The following is a 16807-nucleotide window of genomic DNA, read 5'->3' as shown; positions in this document are numbered from 1 at the left end:
CGCCCGCATAACGGTTTTGCCGGGGTTTGCAAGCGATTCGGCGCGTCATTAAGCGGGCTGGATTTTCATCTGACAAAGGTTTTGCAACCCTCGCCCAATCGCCGCTTGCACCACCAGCAAAGCAAGCCTTCCACCGATCCCGAGGAGCTTGACGAGCTCCTCCGCGACTAGCTTGAGCCATTCCCGGTCCGGATTGTTGGAATTGAGCTGATCATACAGAGCACAAACGACGTTCCGGGCTTGGCCCCAAAGTTTTGCGAAGAACGCTCTACCCCGCGCGACAAGATCATCGAATGTCTCTGAAATACCAGCAGTCGAGAAATCGCCTTGTCTCAGAAAGTTTTTACCAGCGACGCCCAGAGCTTTCGTTGCGGTAACCCCGCTGTCCTCAAGACCAATATTCGCCAATATTTCATCATCATTCAAACTGCGAAGTATTCCGATTTCGGAATCCGAGGTTGTCCTTATATCCATGGATTGAAGTAAGAGGTTTTGCCAAATCAGATCAAGCCAAATCCGCCAGATGGATCGAAGGACAAAGCTACCCCATCGCCTCTAACACCTCTTCCAAACGCGCTGGTTCGCCAAGGGCCAAAACCATACCGTCGCTGTTCGCGTCGAGCGGATTGCCTTGCCAGTCGCTCATCATGCCGCCCGCACCTTCAACAATCGGCACGAGCGCAGCGTAATCGTAAAGCTTCAACCCCGCTTCGCACACGACATCCAGATGCCCGCCCGCGAGCAGGCCGTAATTGTAGCAATCGCCGCCCCACACCACGATTTGCGATGTTTGCGCCGCAAGCGACATGAATGCCGCGCCCTGATCATCGGTGAAATATTGCGGCCCGGATGATGCGATGGTCGCATCGGACAATTCCTTGCACGCCCGTGTCTTTACGGGCTTGCCGTTGAATATGGTCCCTTCACCAATCCGCGCGGACCAGCGTTCCCCGGCAATCGGCTGATTGATCACGCCTAGTACGGGCCAGCCATCCTGCATCAGCGCGATCAGTGTGCCGAAAATCGGACGGCCAGCCATGAAGCTGATTGTACCGTCGATCGGGTCCAGCACCCATTGCCGCCCTGCGCCTTCGTTTCGCGTCCCGTATTCTTCGCCGATGATCCCGTCATCAGGCCGGCGCTCTTCGATGATCGCACGCATAGCCGCCTCTGCAGCGCGGTCCGCTTCGGTTACCGGAGACGCATCCGATTTGCGCTCATGGTCCCATTCGCCCCGAAACAAGGGGCGGATTGCATGACCGGCTGCGTCGGCAAGTGCATGGGCGAGTTCTAAATCTGCAGGGGTCATTTATGCCTCAAGTATTGGCGCGAAAATCGACCCCGCCCCTAAACACTTGAACAATGCTGCGGTCAAATACTGCGGTCAAAACTTCACCGGTAATGATGGTCCAATTCAGCGTCGCTCGCGGCATGTGCTTAAGACTACGTGACAAAACCTAGCTCTGCGTCCAAAATAGCCTCGAAAATGCGGATAGGGTCGAAATGAAATCCGAAACAGATGCTGGCACAAAGCTTCGGTCACGGACCGGAGCGACCGATGAAGGCGACCCTCTATCGATTAACAGGGCGCCGGATAAGCGGATCAGACCGTGGGTAAGCCGATCAATGGTGGCTTACGCGTACCCGAACGGAACAGAGACACTTCAAGGGGTGCTCTGCAATGACGCACCGTATCTCCGCAGTGCCGTTGGCGTTGATTGGACCGTGGACACCAAGGATGGCGAATTGTCCATTCGCGACGAGACATTCCTTTGCGGACAGCACAGTCAGGTAATGCCGCTCAGATATTCAGGCGGCATCAAAGTGGCCGGTCTGATGCTGCGCCCCGGCGCGTTGCGCACTCTCTTTGGGTTAAAGGACAGCGCGATGCTGGACCGGATCGTTTCGATTGAGCGCGGCGGGGTCGATGATGACGATGTCACCAGCCTCTTTGACGAATCCCTCAGCCCGACCGCATGGCTTTTGAGAATTGAAAACTGGCTTGCGGAATTTGTTCAACGCACAGGGGCAAAGCACCCCAGCCCGATTGCGCAAGCGCTAGAATTGCAGGCATTTACCGACCCCAACGGCTCATTGAATGAATTCGCCGATCGTCAGGGCGTTTCGCAGAGAACGGTTGAGCGCACCGCCAAACGCGATTTCGGCCTTCAGCCAAGTCAGATTATGCGGCGTGCGCGCATCCTCGATCTCGCTGCAAGGCTTTGCGGGGTGGCAGATGAAGAGGAAGAAGAGATCATGCTCCGTTTCTTCGATCAGGCGCATCAGATCCGCGAATTTCAGGTGTTCTTCGGCATGACTCCAATGGAGTTTCAGCGCAATCGCTCGGCTCTGCTCACACTCAGTCTCGAGATTAGGCAAGCACGCAGGCTTGAATTGCTCGACCGGCTTGAGCCGGGCGCTGTCAGACCGTGGATGCGCAAGCCGTTTCTGACCCAGCGAGCATAGCCTGCCGCTTAATCAAACAGCGAGCTGACACTGCTTTCGTCGGCAATCCGGCGGATCGCTTCGCCGACCAGCGGCGCCATGGTCAGGATGCGGATACGGTCGCTTGCTTCGGCGGCTTCTGTCGGCCGGATCGAATCCGAAATGACCAGCTCTTTCAATTTCGAGCCGTTGATGCGCGCCACAGCTCCGCCCGACAACACACCGTGCGTGATGTAGGCAGCGACCGATTTCGCGCCATTGGCGAGCAAAGCCTCTGCCGCGTTGCAAAGCGTGCCACCTGAATCGACGATATCATCGATCATAATGCAGTGACGCCCTTCGACTTCACCGATGATATTCATCACTTCGCTTTCGCCGGGGCGATCGCGGCGTTTGTCGACAATAGCGAGCGGCGCGTTGTCGAGCCGCTTGGCAAGAGCACGCGCACGGACAACGCCGCCAACATCGGGAGAGACAACCATCAAGTCCTGATCGCCGTAGCGCGCCTGAATATCGGCAGCCATGACAGGCGCGGCATAAAGGTTGTCTGTCGGGATATCGAAAAAGCCCTGAATCTGCCCTGCGTGCAGATCAACGGCCAGCACACGGTCAGCACCGGCTTCGGTGATCAGGTTTGCCACCAGCTTGGCAGAGATTGGCGTGCGCGGACCGGGTTTGCGATCCTGACGTGCATAGCCGAAGTAAGGAATAACAGCCGTAATCCGTTTTGCCGAAGCGCGTTTCAGCGCATCGATACAGATCAACAATTCCATAAGATTGTCGTTCGCCGGAAAGCCTGTTGGCTGAAGGATAAACACATCTTCGCCGCGCACATTCTCGTGAATCTCGACGAAGATTTCCTCGTCAGCGAACCGGCGCACGCTGGCATCGGTCAGAGGTATTTCGAGATAGGCCGCGATCGCCCGGGCGAGTGGCAAGTTTGAATTGCCGGACATGATCTTCATGGTTGCGCGAATCCTCGGCTGTTTTGTTGGAAATTGCCTAAACCAGAGTCATGGAAACGCAACAGAGCGTGTTGCGCTATCCTCAGTTCAGCCAGCGCTATGCGGCGTGATGCGGTGTTCACCTTTGATCCAACGCACAGTGCCGCTTGATGCACGCATAACCACGCTATCGGTTGTCATGATCGTCGCGCCGGTCGCTTTCTTGCGCTTTTTCACACCATCGAGCAGCGAGCCATCTGTCACACCCGTTGCCGCAAAGATGCAGTCGCCTTTCGCAAGGTCTTCCAGCTTATATATGCGGTCATAGTCGGTGATGCCCCATTTCTTGGCACGGGCTTTTTCATCGTCGTTGCGGAACACCAGCCGGCCGTTGAACTGGCCGCCAACACACCGCAGGGCTGCGGCGGCAAGAACGCCTTCTGGCGCGCCACCTTGGCCCATATACATATCGACAGTAGTATCCTGATCGGTCACCGCGATCACGCCAGCAACATCGCCATCACCGATAAGGACAACGCCGCATCCAAGCGCGCGCAGTTCGGCAATCAGATCAGCATGCCGAGGGCGATCGAGAACGCAAACGTTAATCTCGCCCGGCTCAACACCTTTCGCTGCTGCAACGGCTTTCACATTTTCAGTCGGAGATTTCGCAAGGTCAATCACGCCCTCTGGATATCCCGGCCCAACAGCAAGCTTATCCATGTAAGTATCAGGTGCGTTGAGAAGATTGCCTTCCTCCGCAGCGGCCAGAACGGCGAGTGCATTCGGGCCAGCTTTTGCCGTAATGGTTGTGCCTTCCAGGGGATCGAGCGCAATATCGATTTTGGGCCCTTTGCCCGGAGCGCCGCCAACTTTTTCGCCGATATAGAGCATTGGCGCTTCGTCACGCTCGCCCTCACCGATTACAACAGTGCCATCCATGTAGAGATTGTCGAAGGCACGGCGCATTGCCTCAACAGCAGCCGCATCGGCAGCTTTTTCATCGCCGCGACCAACGAGCTGCGCAGCGGCAACCGCGGCAGCCTCGGTCACGCGGACCATTTCGAGCACGAGAACACGGTTGAGAGCGCCCTCTGTGTCTGACTCTTTTTCTGCGAGGACATCGGTATTTGCGGGGATATTCATCGGAAATTCAGTCCCTATTCTCTTTCACATGGCGCTTGCTTAAGTGCATGTATCGTGTGCATTCGTATGCTGACGCGCTTAGGCCGAAGGAGACGCGCTTGTCGAGTAAAGCTGAACCAGACCTGCGCTTTTCCACTTTTGCGATCTGTTTTGCCGCCTTTGCCGGGCTCGCAGCGCCTGTGAGCGCGCAAGATGACGGCAATGTGACTTCGGAAGACGACACCGAAGAGGCAGCCGAAGAAGCTGGGCCGCCACCGGAACCTTTGCGCCTCGACCTATCCGTAACCGTACCCAAAGCAGAATCGGATCAACTGCTCGAGGAAGACTGCGAAGAAGAAGCCGATGCCGCGCGTATTGCCAATGAAATCATCGTGTGCCGCCAATTGGGCGAAGCCACCGACGGTTCATGGAACAAAGAAGAATGGCAAAAGCGCTACGCAGAAAAGACCAAAGGTCGCAGCACTCCGAATACGTTTGGCATCGCCAATCACGGCAACGCAATCGGCTTTGGCAGCGTTCCGCCGCCCGCAATCTTTATCGACGTTGAGGCATTACCGCAGGCTCCCGAAGGTTCGGATGCTGACAGAATCGCGCGCGGACTTCCGCCATTGGGCAAAGATCCGGAACCTTCCCCCGACGAGATTGCCGAGCGCCGCCGGAAATTGGGGCTCGACGCGCCGCCCGTTAGAAGCGACCCAGAGTAGGATGCTCAGCGGACAGATTGTTGCAGGATTTGCCCCGCTTTTGCTGGCACCTGCGTCGATCATAACCGCCGCAAACCAAGAGCCCGCGCAAGACATCGAGCCAGATGGTGGAACGCTTCAAATTGATGTGAAGGCAAACGTCCCCTCAAAAGCTCCAGACCCGATCATCGTGAAAGAATGCGAAGATGAGGCCGATGCCGCGCGCATCGCCAATGAGATCATCGTTTGTCGCAGCCGTGACGACGCCGGCTTCAGCGGGTTTGACAAAGAAGATTTCGAGCGCCGCTATGCCGAGGCAACCCAGGGGCCAAAGCCAGTGCCAGTTGACGGATCGGGTCTTCGCGCACCGGGCGGCGCGCCGATGGCACCGCTCGTGACGGTGAAGTTTGGCCGCGTCGCGGAGCCAGTCCTCTATGTCGACGTACAGGCTCTGCCGAAAGCGCCCGCTGGTTCGGACGCAGATCGTATTGCCCGCGGTCTTCCGCCGCTTGGCGCAGATGGTGACGCAGGGCGCGGCCCGATCACGGAAAGCGAACTGAACCTGCCCGCGCCAACAATAACTGACGACTTAAGCCGGCAGGATGGGTAGAATTAGAGGCTCATCCGTCAGACTGTCCGAACCGTCCAGCAGCTCTATTGCGCGGCGGACATTCGCCTCAGGCCCTTCATGCGTAACCATCGCGACAAGAACATCGCCGCCCTGATTGGCGCGGCCTTGCTGAATCAGGCTTTCGATCGACACATCGGCATCGCGCATTGCCGCCGTTATTTCCGCGAGCACGCCAGGCCGGTCATTCACAGTAAAGCGCAGATAAGTACGCTCCATCCGGTGACCCGGTTCGGCCGGAGGCAAAGCCGTAAGCTGAGCCACAGGCATAGAGAATGGCGCGCCCACCTCTGAACGCGCGATATCGATGAGATCAGCAACCACTGCGCTGGCGGTTGGTCCATCGCCAGCACCCGCACCCTGAAAGAGCAAGCGGCCCGAGAAGTTGCCTTCAGCCACAACGGCGTTTGTCGGACCGTCGACCGGAGCGAGCGGATGGTCCTTTGCCACCAGACATGGACGGACGCGCTGCAGCAATCGGGCATCGCTGCCTTCGCCCTCGACATCAGCCTGAGCGATCAGACGGATCACGAAACCGAGAGCATCAGCCTGGGCGATGTCTGCGGCGCGAACTTGTACGATACCTGTTGTGCGAACCGCGTCGAAATCAACCTTTGCGCCAAATCCGATGGCTGCAAGGATGGCCAGCTTGTGCGCGGCATCAATACCCTCGATGTCAAAGGTAGGGTCAGCCTCGGCATAACCCAGCTTTTGGGCTTCTGCGAGCGTCTCGGCAAAATCCGCGCCGGTCTCTTCCATTTCAGAAAGGATGTAATTGCAGGTGCCGTTGAGAATGCCGTACACTTTTGCCAGCGCATTGGCGCTGGTGCCCTCACGCAGCCCTTTGACAACCGGAATTCCGCCCGCAACGGCGGCTTCGAATTTGAGCGGCACACCCGCGCCTTCTGCCAGCTCAGCCAGCTCGAGCCCATGATGAGCGATCATGGCTTTATTGGCGGTAACCACCCCTTTGGCTGCTTTCAACGCCGCGCGTGATGCCGCCAAGGCCGGGCCATCAGATCCGCCGACAAGCTCCACCAAAATATCAACATCATCGCGCGCTGCCAAAGCGCCCATATCGTCTTCCCAAGCATAGCCGGAAAGATCGACGCCCCGATCGAGTTTGCGATCACGCGCGCTGACAGCGACCACTTCGATCGCGCGACCCGCGCGCGCGGCAATCAGATCGCCGTTAGTGTTCAAGAGCTTGATTACACCCGCACCGACCGTGCCCAAACCGGCAATGGCAATGCGCAGCGGCGCGGCTTCGTTGTTCTGTTTCACGTGGTTGATCCCTGTCCGTTACCCAGCGCGAGGCTCTATACCCACGGAACAGGCGGCGAAAAGCAATTTGTCTTCAAAGGGCGAAAGCCGCGCTTCCTTACAACCTTCAGCAGGTCACTCAGCCTCTGTTATAGCGCGCGTACATTCGCCCAAACCATCGACCACAAAACGATAGTCGTTCGCAGCCAGACGGCGCGCCGAGGAATCGCGTGCGAGATTGGCATTGCTCGGCAATTCCCGGGGCAGCGAACACGCTAGCCTGTACCAGCGCAGAGTATTCTCCGCCGGTGCGCGCGCAGCCGAATCCACGATTTCGCCCCATGAAACACCCCACACCGGTCTAAGACCCGGGCGCCGCAACACTGTAATCGATACGGGTGATTGATCCGCGGTCCGAAGAAAAATCTGTGTTTCGGATTCACCAGCCAAAGTGCCGGGCACCGCAAGAGCATCAGCGATGCCATCGATCTTTGGCGGTACGTCAGCACCGGCAAGCGATGTCAAAACTCGGCGCAGGCGCGCTTCGAACGCGGGGGAGTAATCCAACTGCGCATTCTTCGCAGTGAGCTGTATCTCTGTCCCGCGCTGGGTCGCCGGCCTGCCTGGAACAGTGTTTGCGAACAGGATCATCGGGCGTTTTTTGAGCTTTGGCGCCTTACCCTTCGCTGTAAGCGGCACATCAACCAGATAGACAAGCGATTCGCCGATAGAGGTGTTTCCGGCAATGAGCGCTTGAGTGTCGGCTTCGATGTAGAGCCGTGCGAATCCCGGTTCCAATCCAGGCGCGCGTTCGGGTTTCAATTGTGTTTGCCGACGAATCTCGACCCGGATGACCAGCTCACTCCGCTCCGCCAAAGTCACCAGATCGACATAGGTTGCGCGATCAGCGGCGCTCTCCACAATCGAATTCGAATTTTGCGCAAGCGCACCCGGCGCTGCACCAACAGCCAAAAGCGCCGCGCCAGCGAATCGCGCTAGCTTGCTGAATTTACTTCTTAAATTTCGGTTAACGGTGCTCATTGCGTGTTATTCCTGTGCCGCATCATTGGCTTAGATTGCATAGGTTGCCACCCCAGTACCAGAGCCCTGAATCGCATCTGAACCGATAAAGCGTTTGATTGCCTAAGGGTTGACCGTTAAAGCCATGAAGGTCTGTGCGGTTATCGGGGACATCGTCCGCACAGATGCAAGCACTTGTGGCAACATTTGCGACGAGTGCCTCATAAGGAGAGGACAGACTGCCAAAAGCAGTCCTTAAGCTTCGATCTATGAGGTTTAATATTCTGGGATTCACATCGTTGTGGCCCGATTCGGCGAAACCTGATTCGGGCGTGTTGTGAGAATTTGTGCCGGTATGTCCGCCGGCCTGTGTATGGAGAGAAAGCGACTGGATGGCCTACGCTGACCAACAAATGAGTGGAAACAAGGTTGTTTCCATTATCATCGTGGCGTTGATCCATGTGCTGATCGGGTACTTGCTCATCTCTGGACTGGCTATTTCTGCCGTGAAAGAGATCGCTGAGCGCGTTACCACGATTGACATTGAGGAGCCCCCGCCCCCTGAAGAACCGGATGAGCCACCGCCCGAGCAGCCGCAGGAAACTGCGCCGCCACCGCCGGTAGCACCTCCGCCGCCGATTAGCATTGCTCCGGCGCCGCCACCGATCCAGACGCAGCCAACGATCCCACCGCCCGCACCGCCGGCGTTGGTGATTCCGCCTCCTGCTCCGGTCGCAGCGCCTGCTCCGCCACCACCTCCGCCTTCACAGGCACGTGGTGCAACGACACGCGGCGAACGCCGTTGGGCTGCGCGTATCCAGGAAAACTATCCATCACGCGCGTTGCGTGAGGAGATCGAAGGCACCGTGGGCGTTCGCGTCACCGTAACTGCTAACGGTCGCGCAACTGGATGTTCGGTCACCGCATCAAGCGGTTCGAGCATTCTCGATGACGCTGCCTGTAAAGGGATGGAACGGTATGCCCGTTTCAATCCGGCACTTGATGATGCTGGTAACCCGACCACTGGCCGCTATGCGACGCGGATTACGTATCGTTTGAATTGATAACGCACGCCGATCGGGGCTTTTCAAAGAGGCCTCGATTGCTGGGACATAAGATTTTTTAAGAGGACTACTCGCAATGAACCTTTACACTCTTGCCGCTGCCACTGAAGCGCCGGTCAACGAATTTGGCTTCTGGAAAGCCATGGAAGAAGGCGGCCCAGTCGCCTGGTCGATCCTTGCCGTCATGGTCATCATGTCGGTTGGCTCGTTCTACATTCTCTTCACGAAACTGTTCGAACAGAACAAAGTGATGAAGCAGTATAACGGTGTTAAAAACGCATTCTGGCGCGCTCCGTCGCTCAAAGAAGGCGCGACCAAGCTCGAAAAGAACAGCGCATGGCGCCAGCTCGCTGACGATGCTGTGACCGCTCAAGAGCACCACTCCAAAATGGAAGGTGCCGGCAACGAGATCCACTTCGTAGAAGAAGAACTCGCTCACTCGCAGAACACCATCAACCAGTCGCTTTCAGGCGGCCTGTCGTTCCTCGCATCGGTTGGTGCTACTGCACCGTTTATCGGTCTGCTTGGTACGGTTATCGGTATCTACCGCGCTCTGATCAACATCGGTATCGAAGGTTCTGCTTCGATCGATAAGGTTGCTGGTCCGGTTGGTGAAGCGCTCATCATGACCGCGATTGGTCTGCTTGTTGCGGTTCCTGCTGTGCTTGCGTTTAACTGGCTGCAGTCGCGCAACCGCCGTATCGACGCTCTGATGACCGATTTCTCGAACAACATCGTTGCGTTCATCGGCTCAAACGGCGCTGTTAAGCCCGCCGTTACGGCACCTGCTGGCAAAGCCAAGCCAGCTGCAAAGCCGGCACCGGCGAAGAAAGCCTAATTTTCTGAGGATCACTGCGGGGGTCGGCTAAGCTAGTCACCCCCGCACCAAGACCACAGAACGATATTACTTTTTAGGGATAGGAATTAGGCAATGGCGATTTCGATGGGAGGCGGTGAGACGCCCATGTCGGACATCAACACCACCCCTTTGGTGGACGTGATGCTCGTGCTCTTGATCATCTTCCTCATCGCAGTTCCGGTTGCGATCCAGACGATTGAGGAACTCGAAATTCCGGTTTTCAGATCGGAAGAGTCGAAGGATAAAGTCGAGAACTTGCTTCTGACGATCAGCACGACCGACGCGGCTGGCAATACGGCCCGCACAACTCGGACCGGTTTTACAGGCGCTACCCGTACAGGCGAGTGCCGAGTGTACTTCAACAACATCACCGCCGTAACCTCGGAAGAACTTTTTGATCAGGCATTCAACCGCCTAGATGCAATCGTTCAGGCGGCCGGTGGCCCAGAAGCGATCATGGAAGATCCGGAACGGATTCCTCAAGTTCACATTCGCGCTGACAAGAATGCGCCTTGGCGCTGTGTTGCTGGTGCGATCTACAATGTTCAGGCTGCAGGTTATCCGACAGTCGGCTTCATCTCGAACCCAGTCGACCCTAACGGCTGATCTGGCGTACAAAGTTTAAGGAGTAACGACTATGGGTATGGCAGGAGGCAAGCTTGACGGCGAGCCAATGCTCGACATGAACATGACGCCGTTGATCGACGTTTTGCTCGTGTTGCTCATCATGTTCATCATCACCATTCCGGTGGCGACGCACTCGGTAGATATTGATCTTCCGCAGGGTGATCCCCCGCCGCAAGACATCATTATTGAGCCGGTAAAGAACAAACTCGTTCTGACCAACTCAGACCAAATCCTCTGGAACGCTGAAACAATCAGCCAGGGCCAATTGGTTAGCCTGCTTCAGGAGACCACTGCTATGGCAGTTGAGCCTGAGCTGCAATTCGAGCCTGAACCGCAGGCCAGTTACGAGCTTTCCGCGAATGTTGTTCGCATTATCAAAGCATCCGGCGTGACCAAGTTTGGCTTTGTCGGCAACGAAAAGTATCGTGCATTTGGTAAGTAAGCCCTTCTGAAGGCTAGCTGGCTTTCGCACGGAACAGAAAAGGGGCGGCCCATCAAGGGACCGCCCCTTTTCTTTGCCTGACGTACGCTAACCCAACCGATCAGTCGCAAACTGCATACAGGTATGCGTTAGGCAACTTATCAGTTATGATATACAGTCTCTATCAAATCGAAACTGTGATTAGTGGAGAAGAGACGTGACCAGTGCCGCACCAACCCGCCGGAGCCGATTTTCAGAAAGCGCCAATGCCCGCCGCCACGCGGCCCAGACCCGCATCACCCGCCGCCAGCCCAAGGGGGATATGAACGTCACCCCCTTCATCGACGTACTGCTGGTGCTGCTTGTCATGATCATTCTTGCCGTGCCGATCAAAGTGAACCAAACGACCGTCGACCTCCCAACCACCCCCTGCTTCGACTGCGAAGCCAACCCCGACATCAATGTGGTAGCAATCACCGCGCAGGACGAGCTGCTGTGGAACGGGACTTCAGTTACGCCCGCCAGATTGCGCGCCGAGGTAGAAAACGCCAGCACCGCTGTGCCCGAAGCACAGCTGCGCTTCGAGCCGGATGCACTGGCAAGCTATGATCGCTCTGCCCGCACAATCGCGCTCATCCGAGAATCCGGTGCCGAGAGCTTCGCGTTTGTGGGCAATGCGAGGCACCGCGAGTTTGGGCGGTGAATGTAATCGCGGCCTTTTGGTCACGGCCATAAGTCGCTATATTTCCTGCTATGAAGAAGCTCACACTTGCCCGGTTTAAGCGATTGGGACCGCTAGCGCTCGGTCTAGCGATCCCAATCGTCATCACCGGTTGCTACGCACCGCAAACGCAATCAGCCATTAACGAGCCGACAATCAATCACGATAGAAACCGCCTCGAAATCAAAGCCGATGACACCATTCATTGGAATGGCGCACTTGTCTCGCTTGCCGATCTCCCCGAGCTGTTAAGGCAAACTAACGAGCTAGAAAAAGAGCCAGAACTGCAATTCGAGCCAGCACCCGATGCGAGCTACGATGTCTCAGTCCAAGTGCTCGGCGCAATTAGGGAGTCCGGCGTCGCAAAATTTGGATTTGTCGGCAACGAGAAATACCGCGTGCCAGAAACAGGCAGCGACTAACCCTCAGGCTCAGGCTCAATCCGCATTGCCTCGCCCACCAGCGTTTCCGCTTCGATCAGCAATTCATCATCGACCGCCCCTTGCGGAACTGCCTCCCTACCGATCATGGTCATGACAGGCACAGCCAATGGGCTGACCCGATCAAGCTCAACATGAACCAATTCGTGCTGCGACCGTTCGAGCAAATCCGCCAACCGCCCGACATCCGTCATCCGCGCCCGCGCATCGGCCCAGGCCGCCTCAAGAAGAACGTGATCGGGCTCATACTTCTTGAGCACGTCGTAGATTAGGTCGGTTGAGAACGTCACCTGCTTACCGGTTTTGCGCTTTCCGGGATGTTGGCGTTCGACAAGGCCGCTGATCACGGCGACTTCGCGAAAGGCGCGGCGGAGCAGATGGCTCTCGGTCACCCAATCGGTGAACTCATCTGTGAGGATGTCCGGCGACAGCAATGGTTTTGGATCATCAACTGGCTTCAAACCCCATACCGCCAGACAGTAATCATTCGCCACAAATCCGCCGGGCATCAATCCGCGATCTTCCATCCGCCGCGTTATCAACATTCCGAGCGACTGGTTCGCGTTCCACCCTTCGAAAGTATAGTAAGTGGTGTAGTGCTTACCCGCGCGCGGAAAGCTTTCGACCAGCAACTCACCCGGCGCTGGCATGCGGCTCCGATAATCCTGCACCTCCAGCCATTCCCGCACGTCATCGGGGAACCGGCCCCAGCCCGCACGATCACTCAACATCTCCTGAACGCGCGAAGAAAGGTGCGTGGTGAGCGGCAAACGAAGGCCGCCATAAGAAGGGATGGTCGCGCTCTTTTTCGCCGCGCGAACAATCACGTCCATATCTTTGACGCTCTCAACTTCGAGGCTCATCCCGGAGAAGAAAAAGGTGTCTCCAGAGGATAGCTGCGCGGCGAAACGCTCCTCCACCTTGCCAAGCTTGCGTCCATTCTTGAATCGCACGGTGAGCATTTCGCTATCGACAATAATGCCTGCATTCATTCGGTGCCGCTGCGCCTGGTTCGGATGCGCAAGCCGCCAGGTGCCATCCTTGGCGCGCACGATCCGCTTGAATTTGTCATATGCTTTCAGCGCATATCCGCCATTCTCGACAAAGCCGAGCACCCGCTGAAACGCGGTCTCATCAACCCACGAATAGGTCAGTGATGATTGGATTTCGGCCAGCAAGTCATCCTCATGAAACGGCCCGGCGCAGGCGCAAGCCATTACATGCTGCGCGAGCACATCGAGGCCGCCGGCACGAAAATCCTCGCCATCGCGCTGGCCCTCATCAACGGCGTCTTTGGCGGCCATCGCTTCGAGAAACTCGAACCGATTGCCGGGGACGAGCATGGCACGGCTTGCGGTGTCGAGCCGGTGCCCTGCTCGGCCAATCCTTTGCAGCAGACGGGACGATCCTTTCGGCGCCCCCATTTGCACAACCAGATCAATGTCACCCCAATCGACCCCCAGATCGAGGCTGGCCGTGGCGACCAGCGCGCGCAGTTCGCCGCGTGCCATTGCTTCTTCGACCTTACGGCGCGCCTCCACAGACAGGCTGCCATGATGCACGCCTATGGGCAGGTGATCTTCGTTCTCTTCCCAAAGGCACTGGAAAATAAACTCGGCAAGAAATCTCGTATTGGTAAACACCAGCGTCGTGCGATTGGCCTTGATTGCTTCATAGAGCTGACTGACGGCCCATCGCCCTGCATGCCCTCCCCATGGAACGCGCTCCTCGATCGGAAGCATAATTTCGACCTCGGGCTCTGCGCCTTTTTCGCCGAGCACAAGATCGGCTGCATGGATTTCACCTGTCCCATCCGCCGGCTGCGGCGCCAACCATTCTTGAAAGCTCAGCGGATTTGCTAGCGTCGCCGAAAGCGCGACCCGCTGTGCATCCGGTGCGATCCGTTGCAACCGCGCAAGCGAAAGCGCCAACAGATCACCTCGCTTGCCCGTCGCAAAGGCGTGCACTTCATCAATAACAATCCGCTTGAGCCCCGCAAACAAATCTAGGCTTTCGGGATAGGACAGCAGAAGTGACAGGCTTTCTGGCGTAGTCAGAAGGACATGCGGAGGCCGTTCGCGTTGCCGTTTCTTGCGATCAGACGGCGTATCGCCGCTGCGGGTTTCAACTTTGATCGGCAGGCCGATATCTTCGATCGGTGTCAGCAGGTTGCGCTTCACATCATGCGCCAGCGCCTTCAACGGCGAGACATAGAGCGTGTGCAATCCATCGTGCAGCGCAGCACCGGTAGACGGCGCGAAGTCGCAAAGAGTCGGCAGAAATCCCGCGAGCGTTTTGCCCGCGCCGGTATCCGCCACAAGCAAAGCGTGGCGACCTTCGCGCGCTTTGGCCAGCATATCGCTTTGGTGTCGGCGCACACGCCAACCGCGCGCATCGAACCATTGCTGGATTTCATCGGGGATCAAGGTGGAACTCACATCTATGGATGTGGCGTTTCCCTCCGATCATCGCAAGCTGTGATCAGGATGAGGCGTCTTCACTTGCCTCTTCGGCCGCCTCCTCGTCCCACTCTATTTCCGACATAGAGAGGTTGGACTCGATCTCATCCACTGTGAACCCGGTAGCCTCGGCGATACGCGCCTTTTCGGCATCTGAAAGGTCTGCAAAATTCCGCTGCTCTGGCAGATCTGCCGCCACCTCGACCATGCGCGCTTCAAGATTGGCGAACTGACCCATCATTTGCGGCAATGCCTCCATGCTCGCGCTCATCACGCGCGGATCACTCGCCATGGTGAAGCTCTTGCGGGCGAAATTGGCACCAGTCTCGGTTGAAAAGAACGCGTCGATTTCAGTCAATTCGGTGGCGCTGAAATTGATGGCATACAGCTCTGACATGGCCTTGCGCATGCCCGGCTCCATCGCCGTCATCATCTCGCGCATCATCTCTGGCATGATCGCCGCTTGACGATCGCTACGCTCTTTCCAGGCCGGATCGAAAATGCTGGCGATTTCGGCTGCCTGTTCGTCGTCCATTTCCAACTCGAATGCCGTTACGCCAATTCTATCTGCAACGGTCGTCGTCGATGCCTTGGGGCCCATTTCCATGATCGGGCCAAGCATATCTCCCATCATGCCTTCCATCATTTCGCCGAGCGTCCCTTCAGGGATCATCTTCGCTATGATGTTCTGAGCCAGCGGCAAGCGGGCTTCCTGATCGGCTGTCAAAGGTTCGACGGGGAACAGGCCGCTGAGCATGGCCATCGCTTGCCCCAATTCATCGGCCCCAGTCTCGTCGCCCTCAGCCATCTCGACCTGCTCATCTTCATCCTGAGCCAAAGCAGGTGACGGGGTTAGGGCGAATGCTGTCAATGCAAGGGTTGAGGACAGGAATGTGCGGGTTTTCATGACGATGTCTCCGAATTGAATTGGCAACTTAATGACTCAATCGCGCGCAAGTATCCAGACACCTTAGATCGCAGACAGCATCGCGCTCGTTGTATCTTCCGGGCGCGCGAGCATTGCTACAATGAGGGAAATCTCGGTCTCGCAGCGATCTGGATGGGCGTAGCTTCGCAAAGCGGCCCGCATATCAGCTTGGCCCAAAGCACTGTTCGTCGCGGCATCTGCAAACGCCCATTGCGGGATGGCACTAACCCGTGGTGCATCGCTATCGATCACGGTCGTGTAGGCGCCAGATGCAAGCAATTGCGCCGCAACACTCCTTTCAAAACTGATCCAGTCATCGCGCATTTCAGGCGCACCTTCGAAGAACAATTCGCTGGTCACTTCGCGGCATGCATCAGACCCCGAGCTTTGCGCGGTTTGAAGCCAAGCGAGGTGCAACTCGGCGATGGAGAACGCCTGTTCGCGCGGCACAATCGCCCGCGCCCGCAAAATTTGGGTGCGCAAATGCGCCCGAGCGCTGCCGAAACCTTCGGGGTCTGTTCCAATGCGTTCAACCAACTCCGCAGCCAGCCTGGGATCGGCCTCTAGCAGATCAGGATAGGTGAATTGCGGACCAAACAATGCCTCGACCATTGCATTCGCCCGCGCAGGAGCAATCGCTGGGGAAGCGGGAACGCCCGCGGGTTGCCCCGTATCTGGTCCGATTGCTTGATAGGGTGGGCGCGTGATTGGATCGGGGTCTTCATCTCCGTCTGAGCTGCAATAGCTTGTCAGCACGACAATCCCGATCACCCACCAAAACCAGTTTTTACGCAGCTGATAACGCTCTGCAAAACCGACGATAGTGTCCGACTGACGATCTTCGGCAGAGACAGGTTTCTGGGTTGCCGGAATATATCGGCTGTCATCCATCGGCTCATCGTAGTCGGGATATTCGAAAGTCTCTTCCGAAGTCCCGATGCCCAGTTGATCGTCGAGATTGAAGCTGTCGACGATGTCCTGCTCACTGGCATAGCGCCCGCCCCGCTCCCAAGGTCCGACATAGTCTTCCGGCTCCGGCTCCGGCTCCGGCTCCGGCTCCGGCACGGGTTCGGGTTCGGGTTCGGGTTCGGGTTCGGGTTCGGGTTCGGGTTCGGGTTCGGGTTCGGGTTCGGGTTCGGGTTCGGGTTCGGGTTCGGGT

At 57.2% G+C, this 16807-nt stretch carries 18 protein-coding genes; 9 read left to right on the top strand and 9 right to left on the bottom strand.

The window, feature by feature from the left end; genetic code table 11:
* Nucleotides 1–48: 48 nt before the first annotated feature.
* Nucleotides 49–474 carry a hypothetical protein gene (locus MWU39_RS00090; protein WP_247157950.1) on the bottom strand — a complete coding sequence of 142 codons (426 nt, stop codon included), beginning with the start codon at nucleotides 472–474 and terminating at the stop codon, nucleotides 49–51.
* A 67-nt stretch (nucleotides 475–541) separates the two neighbouring features.
* Entirely contained in the window at nucleotides 542–1309 is a 768-nt protein-coding gene (gene hisN, locus MWU39_RS00085; RefSeq protein ID WP_247157949.1) for a histidinol-phosphatase, read from the bottom strand.
* A 194-nt stretch (nucleotides 1310–1503) separates the two neighbouring features.
* On the opposite strand from hisN, the gene MWU39_RS00080 reads away from it, so the two are divergent.
* Complete coding sequence (locus MWU39_RS00080) at nucleotides 1504–2466, top strand: helix-turn-helix domain-containing protein (RefSeq protein ID WP_247157948.1); 963 nt, start codon at nucleotides 1504–1506, stop codon at nucleotides 2464–2466.
* An 8-nt stretch (nucleotides 2467–2474) separates the two neighbouring features.
* Here the strand turns inward: MWU39_RS00080 and MWU39_RS00075 are convergent, their stop codons facing one another.
* Nucleotides 2475–3410, bottom strand: a complete 936-nt coding sequence (locus MWU39_RS00075; protein WP_218403748.1) for a ribose-phosphate pyrophosphokinase — start codon at nucleotides 3408–3410, stop codon at nucleotides 2475–2477.
* 87 nt (nucleotides 3411–3497) lie between these two features.
* A complete protein-coding gene (gene glpX / locus MWU39_RS00070) occupies nucleotides 3498–4535 on the bottom strand; it encodes a class II fructose-bisphosphatase (protein WP_247157947.1) in 1038 nt (345 codons plus the stop codon).
* A gap of 98 nt (nucleotides 4536–4633) precedes the next feature.
* Between glpX and MWU39_RS00065 the strand changes: the two genes are divergently transcribed.
* Complete coding sequence (locus tag MWU39_RS00065; protein WP_247157946.1) at nucleotides 4634–5239, top strand: hypothetical protein; 606 nt, start codon at nucleotides 4634–4636, stop codon at nucleotides 5237–5239.
* A gap of 1 nt (nucleotide 5240) precedes the next feature.
* The gene (locus MWU39_RS00060) at nucleotides 5241–5828 is read left to right on the top strand and encodes a hypothetical protein (protein ID WP_247157945.1); all 588 of its coding nucleotides are present in this window, start codon (nucleotides 5241–5243) and stop codon (nucleotides 5826–5828) included.
* On the opposite strand, the gene MWU39_RS00055 is transcribed toward MWU39_RS00060, so the two are convergent.
* Both MWU39_RS00055 and MWU39_RS00050 read right to left on the bottom strand, forming a co-directional pair.
* The gene (locus tag MWU39_RS00055) at nucleotides 5808–7130 is read right to left on the bottom strand and encodes a homoserine dehydrogenase (RefSeq protein ID WP_247157944.1); all 1323 of its coding nucleotides are present in this window, start codon (nucleotides 7128–7130) and stop codon (nucleotides 5808–5810) included. The genes MWU39_RS00060 and MWU39_RS00055 overlap by 21 nt on opposite strands.
* A 114-nt stretch (nucleotides 7131–7244) precedes the next feature.
* A complete protein-coding gene (locus MWU39_RS00050; protein WP_247157943.1) occupies nucleotides 7245–8150 on the bottom strand; it encodes a hypothetical protein in 906 nt (301 codons plus the stop codon).
* A gap of 371 nt (nucleotides 8151–8521) precedes the next feature.
* On the opposite strand from MWU39_RS00050, the gene MWU39_RS00045 reads away from it, so the two are divergent.
* The 6 genes from MWU39_RS00045 (at nucleotide 8522) to MWU39_RS00020 (ending at nucleotide 12243) form a co-directional block, all read left to right on the top strand.
* Nucleotides 8522–9193: an energy transducer TonB gene (locus MWU39_RS00045; RefSeq protein ID WP_247157942.1), complete on the top strand. Its 672-nt coding sequence runs from the start codon at nucleotides 8522–8524 to the stop codon at nucleotides 9191–9193.
* A 76-nt stretch (nucleotides 9194–9269) separates the two neighbouring features.
* A complete protein-coding gene (locus MWU39_RS00040) occupies nucleotides 9270–10031 on the top strand; it encodes a MotA/TolQ/ExbB proton channel family protein (protein WP_247157941.1) in 762 nt (253 codons plus the stop codon).
* 93 nt (nucleotides 10032–10124) lie between these two features.
* Nucleotides 10125–10658 (top strand): biopolymer transporter ExbD, encoded by a 534-nt coding sequence (locus MWU39_RS00035; protein WP_247157940.1) that lies wholly within the window; start codon nucleotides 10125–10127, stop codon nucleotides 10656–10658.
* A 31-nt stretch (nucleotides 10659–10689) separates the two neighbouring features.
* Nucleotides 10690–11121 carry a biopolymer transporter ExbD gene (locus tag MWU39_RS00030; protein ID WP_247157939.1) on the top strand — a complete coding sequence of 144 codons (432 nt, stop codon included), beginning with the start codon at nucleotides 10690–10692 and terminating at the stop codon, nucleotides 11119–11121.
* Nucleotides 11122–11317: 196 nt separating this feature from the next.
* Complete coding sequence (locus MWU39_RS00025) at nucleotides 11318–11803, top strand: biopolymer transporter ExbD (RefSeq protein ID WP_247157938.1); 486 nt, start codon at nucleotides 11318–11320, stop codon at nucleotides 11801–11803.
* Nucleotides 11804–11853: 50 nt separating this feature from the next.
* Nucleotides 11854–12243 (top strand): biopolymer transporter ExbD, encoded by a 390-nt coding sequence (locus MWU39_RS00020; protein WP_247157937.1) that lies wholly within the window; start codon nucleotides 11854–11856, stop codon nucleotides 12241–12243.
* On the opposite strand, the gene MWU39_RS00015 is transcribed toward MWU39_RS00020, so the two are convergent.
* The 3 genes from MWU39_RS00015 to MWU39_RS00005 form a co-directional block, all read right to left on the bottom strand.
* Nucleotides 12240–14699, bottom strand: a complete 2460-nt coding sequence (locus tag MWU39_RS00015) for a ligase-associated DNA damage response DEXH box helicase (RefSeq protein WP_247157936.1) — start codon at nucleotides 14697–14699, stop codon at nucleotides 12240–12242. The two genes, MWU39_RS00020 and MWU39_RS00015, sit on opposite strands and share 4 nt — an antisense overlap.
* Before the next feature lie 43 nt (nucleotides 14700–14742).
* Nucleotides 14743–15627 carry a DUF2059 domain-containing protein gene (locus MWU39_RS00010; RefSeq protein ID WP_247157935.1) on the bottom strand — a complete coding sequence of 295 codons (885 nt, stop codon included), beginning with the start codon at nucleotides 15625–15627 and terminating at the stop codon, nucleotides 14743–14745.
* A gap of 63 nt (nucleotides 15628–15690) precedes the next feature.
* Nucleotides 15691–16807, bottom strand: a 1117-nt coding sequence (locus tag MWU39_RS00005) for a procyclic acidic repetitive family protein (protein WP_247157934.1), incomplete at its 5' end; no start/stop codon positions are given.

It is taken from the genome of Erythrobacter sp. F6033 (assembly GCF_023016005.1).
In the GTDB taxonomy this organism is placed as follows: Bacteria; Pseudomonadota; Alphaproteobacteria; order Sphingomonadales; family Sphingomonadaceae; genus Erythrobacter.
Note: the sequence above shows the minus strand (reverse complement) of the source record. Positions and strands in the feature narration are given on the sequence as shown.

Bases quoted from the DNA above. Each gene is read 5' to 3' on its own strand.
- MWU39_RS00090 (WP_247157950.1), bottom strand. From the start codon at position 474: ATGGATATAAGGACAACCTCGGATTCCGAAATCGGAATACTTCGCAGT.
- hisN (WP_247157949.1), bottom strand. From the start codon at position 1,309: ATGACCCCTGCAGATTTAGAACTCGCCCATGCACTTGCCGACGCAGCC.
- MWU39_RS00080 (WP_247157948.1), top strand. From the start codon at position 1,504: ATGAAATCCGAAACAGATGCTGGCACAAAGCTTCGGTCACGGACCGGA.
- MWU39_RS00075 (WP_218403748.1), bottom strand. From the start codon at position 3,410: ATGAAGATCATGTCCGGCAATTCAAACTTGCCACTCGCCCGGGCGATC.
- glpX (WP_247157947.1), bottom strand. From the start codon at position 4,535: ATGAATATCCCCGCAAATACCGATGTCCTCGCAGAAAAAGAGTCAGAC.
- MWU39_RS00060 (WP_247157945.1), top strand. From the start codon at position 5,241: ATGCTCAGCGGACAGATTGTTGCAGGATTTGCCCCGCTTTTGCTGGCA.
- MWU39_RS00050 (WP_247157943.1), bottom strand. From the start codon at position 8,150: ATGAGCACCGTTAACCGAAATTTAAGAAGTAAATTCAGCAAGCTAGCG.
- MWU39_RS00045 (WP_247157942.1), top strand. From the start codon at position 8,522: ATGGCCTACGCTGACCAACAAATGAGTGGAAACAAGGTTGTTTCCATT.
- MWU39_RS00040 (WP_247157941.1), top strand. From the start codon at position 9,270: ATGAACCTTTACACTCTTGCCGCTGCCACTGAAGCGCCGGTCAACGAA.
- MWU39_RS00035 (WP_247157940.1), top strand. From the start codon at position 10,125: ATGGCGATTTCGATGGGAGGCGGTGAGACGCCCATGTCGGACATCAAC.
- MWU39_RS00030 (WP_247157939.1), top strand. From the start codon at position 10,690: ATGGGTATGGCAGGAGGCAAGCTTGACGGCGAGCCAATGCTCGACATG.
- MWU39_RS00020 (WP_247157937.1), top strand. From the start codon at position 11,854: ATGAAGAAGCTCACACTTGCCCGGTTTAAGCGATTGGGACCGCTAGCG.
- MWU39_RS00010 (WP_247157935.1), bottom strand. From the start codon at position 15,627: ATGAAAACCCGCACATTCCTGTCCTCAACCCTTGCATTGACAGCATTC.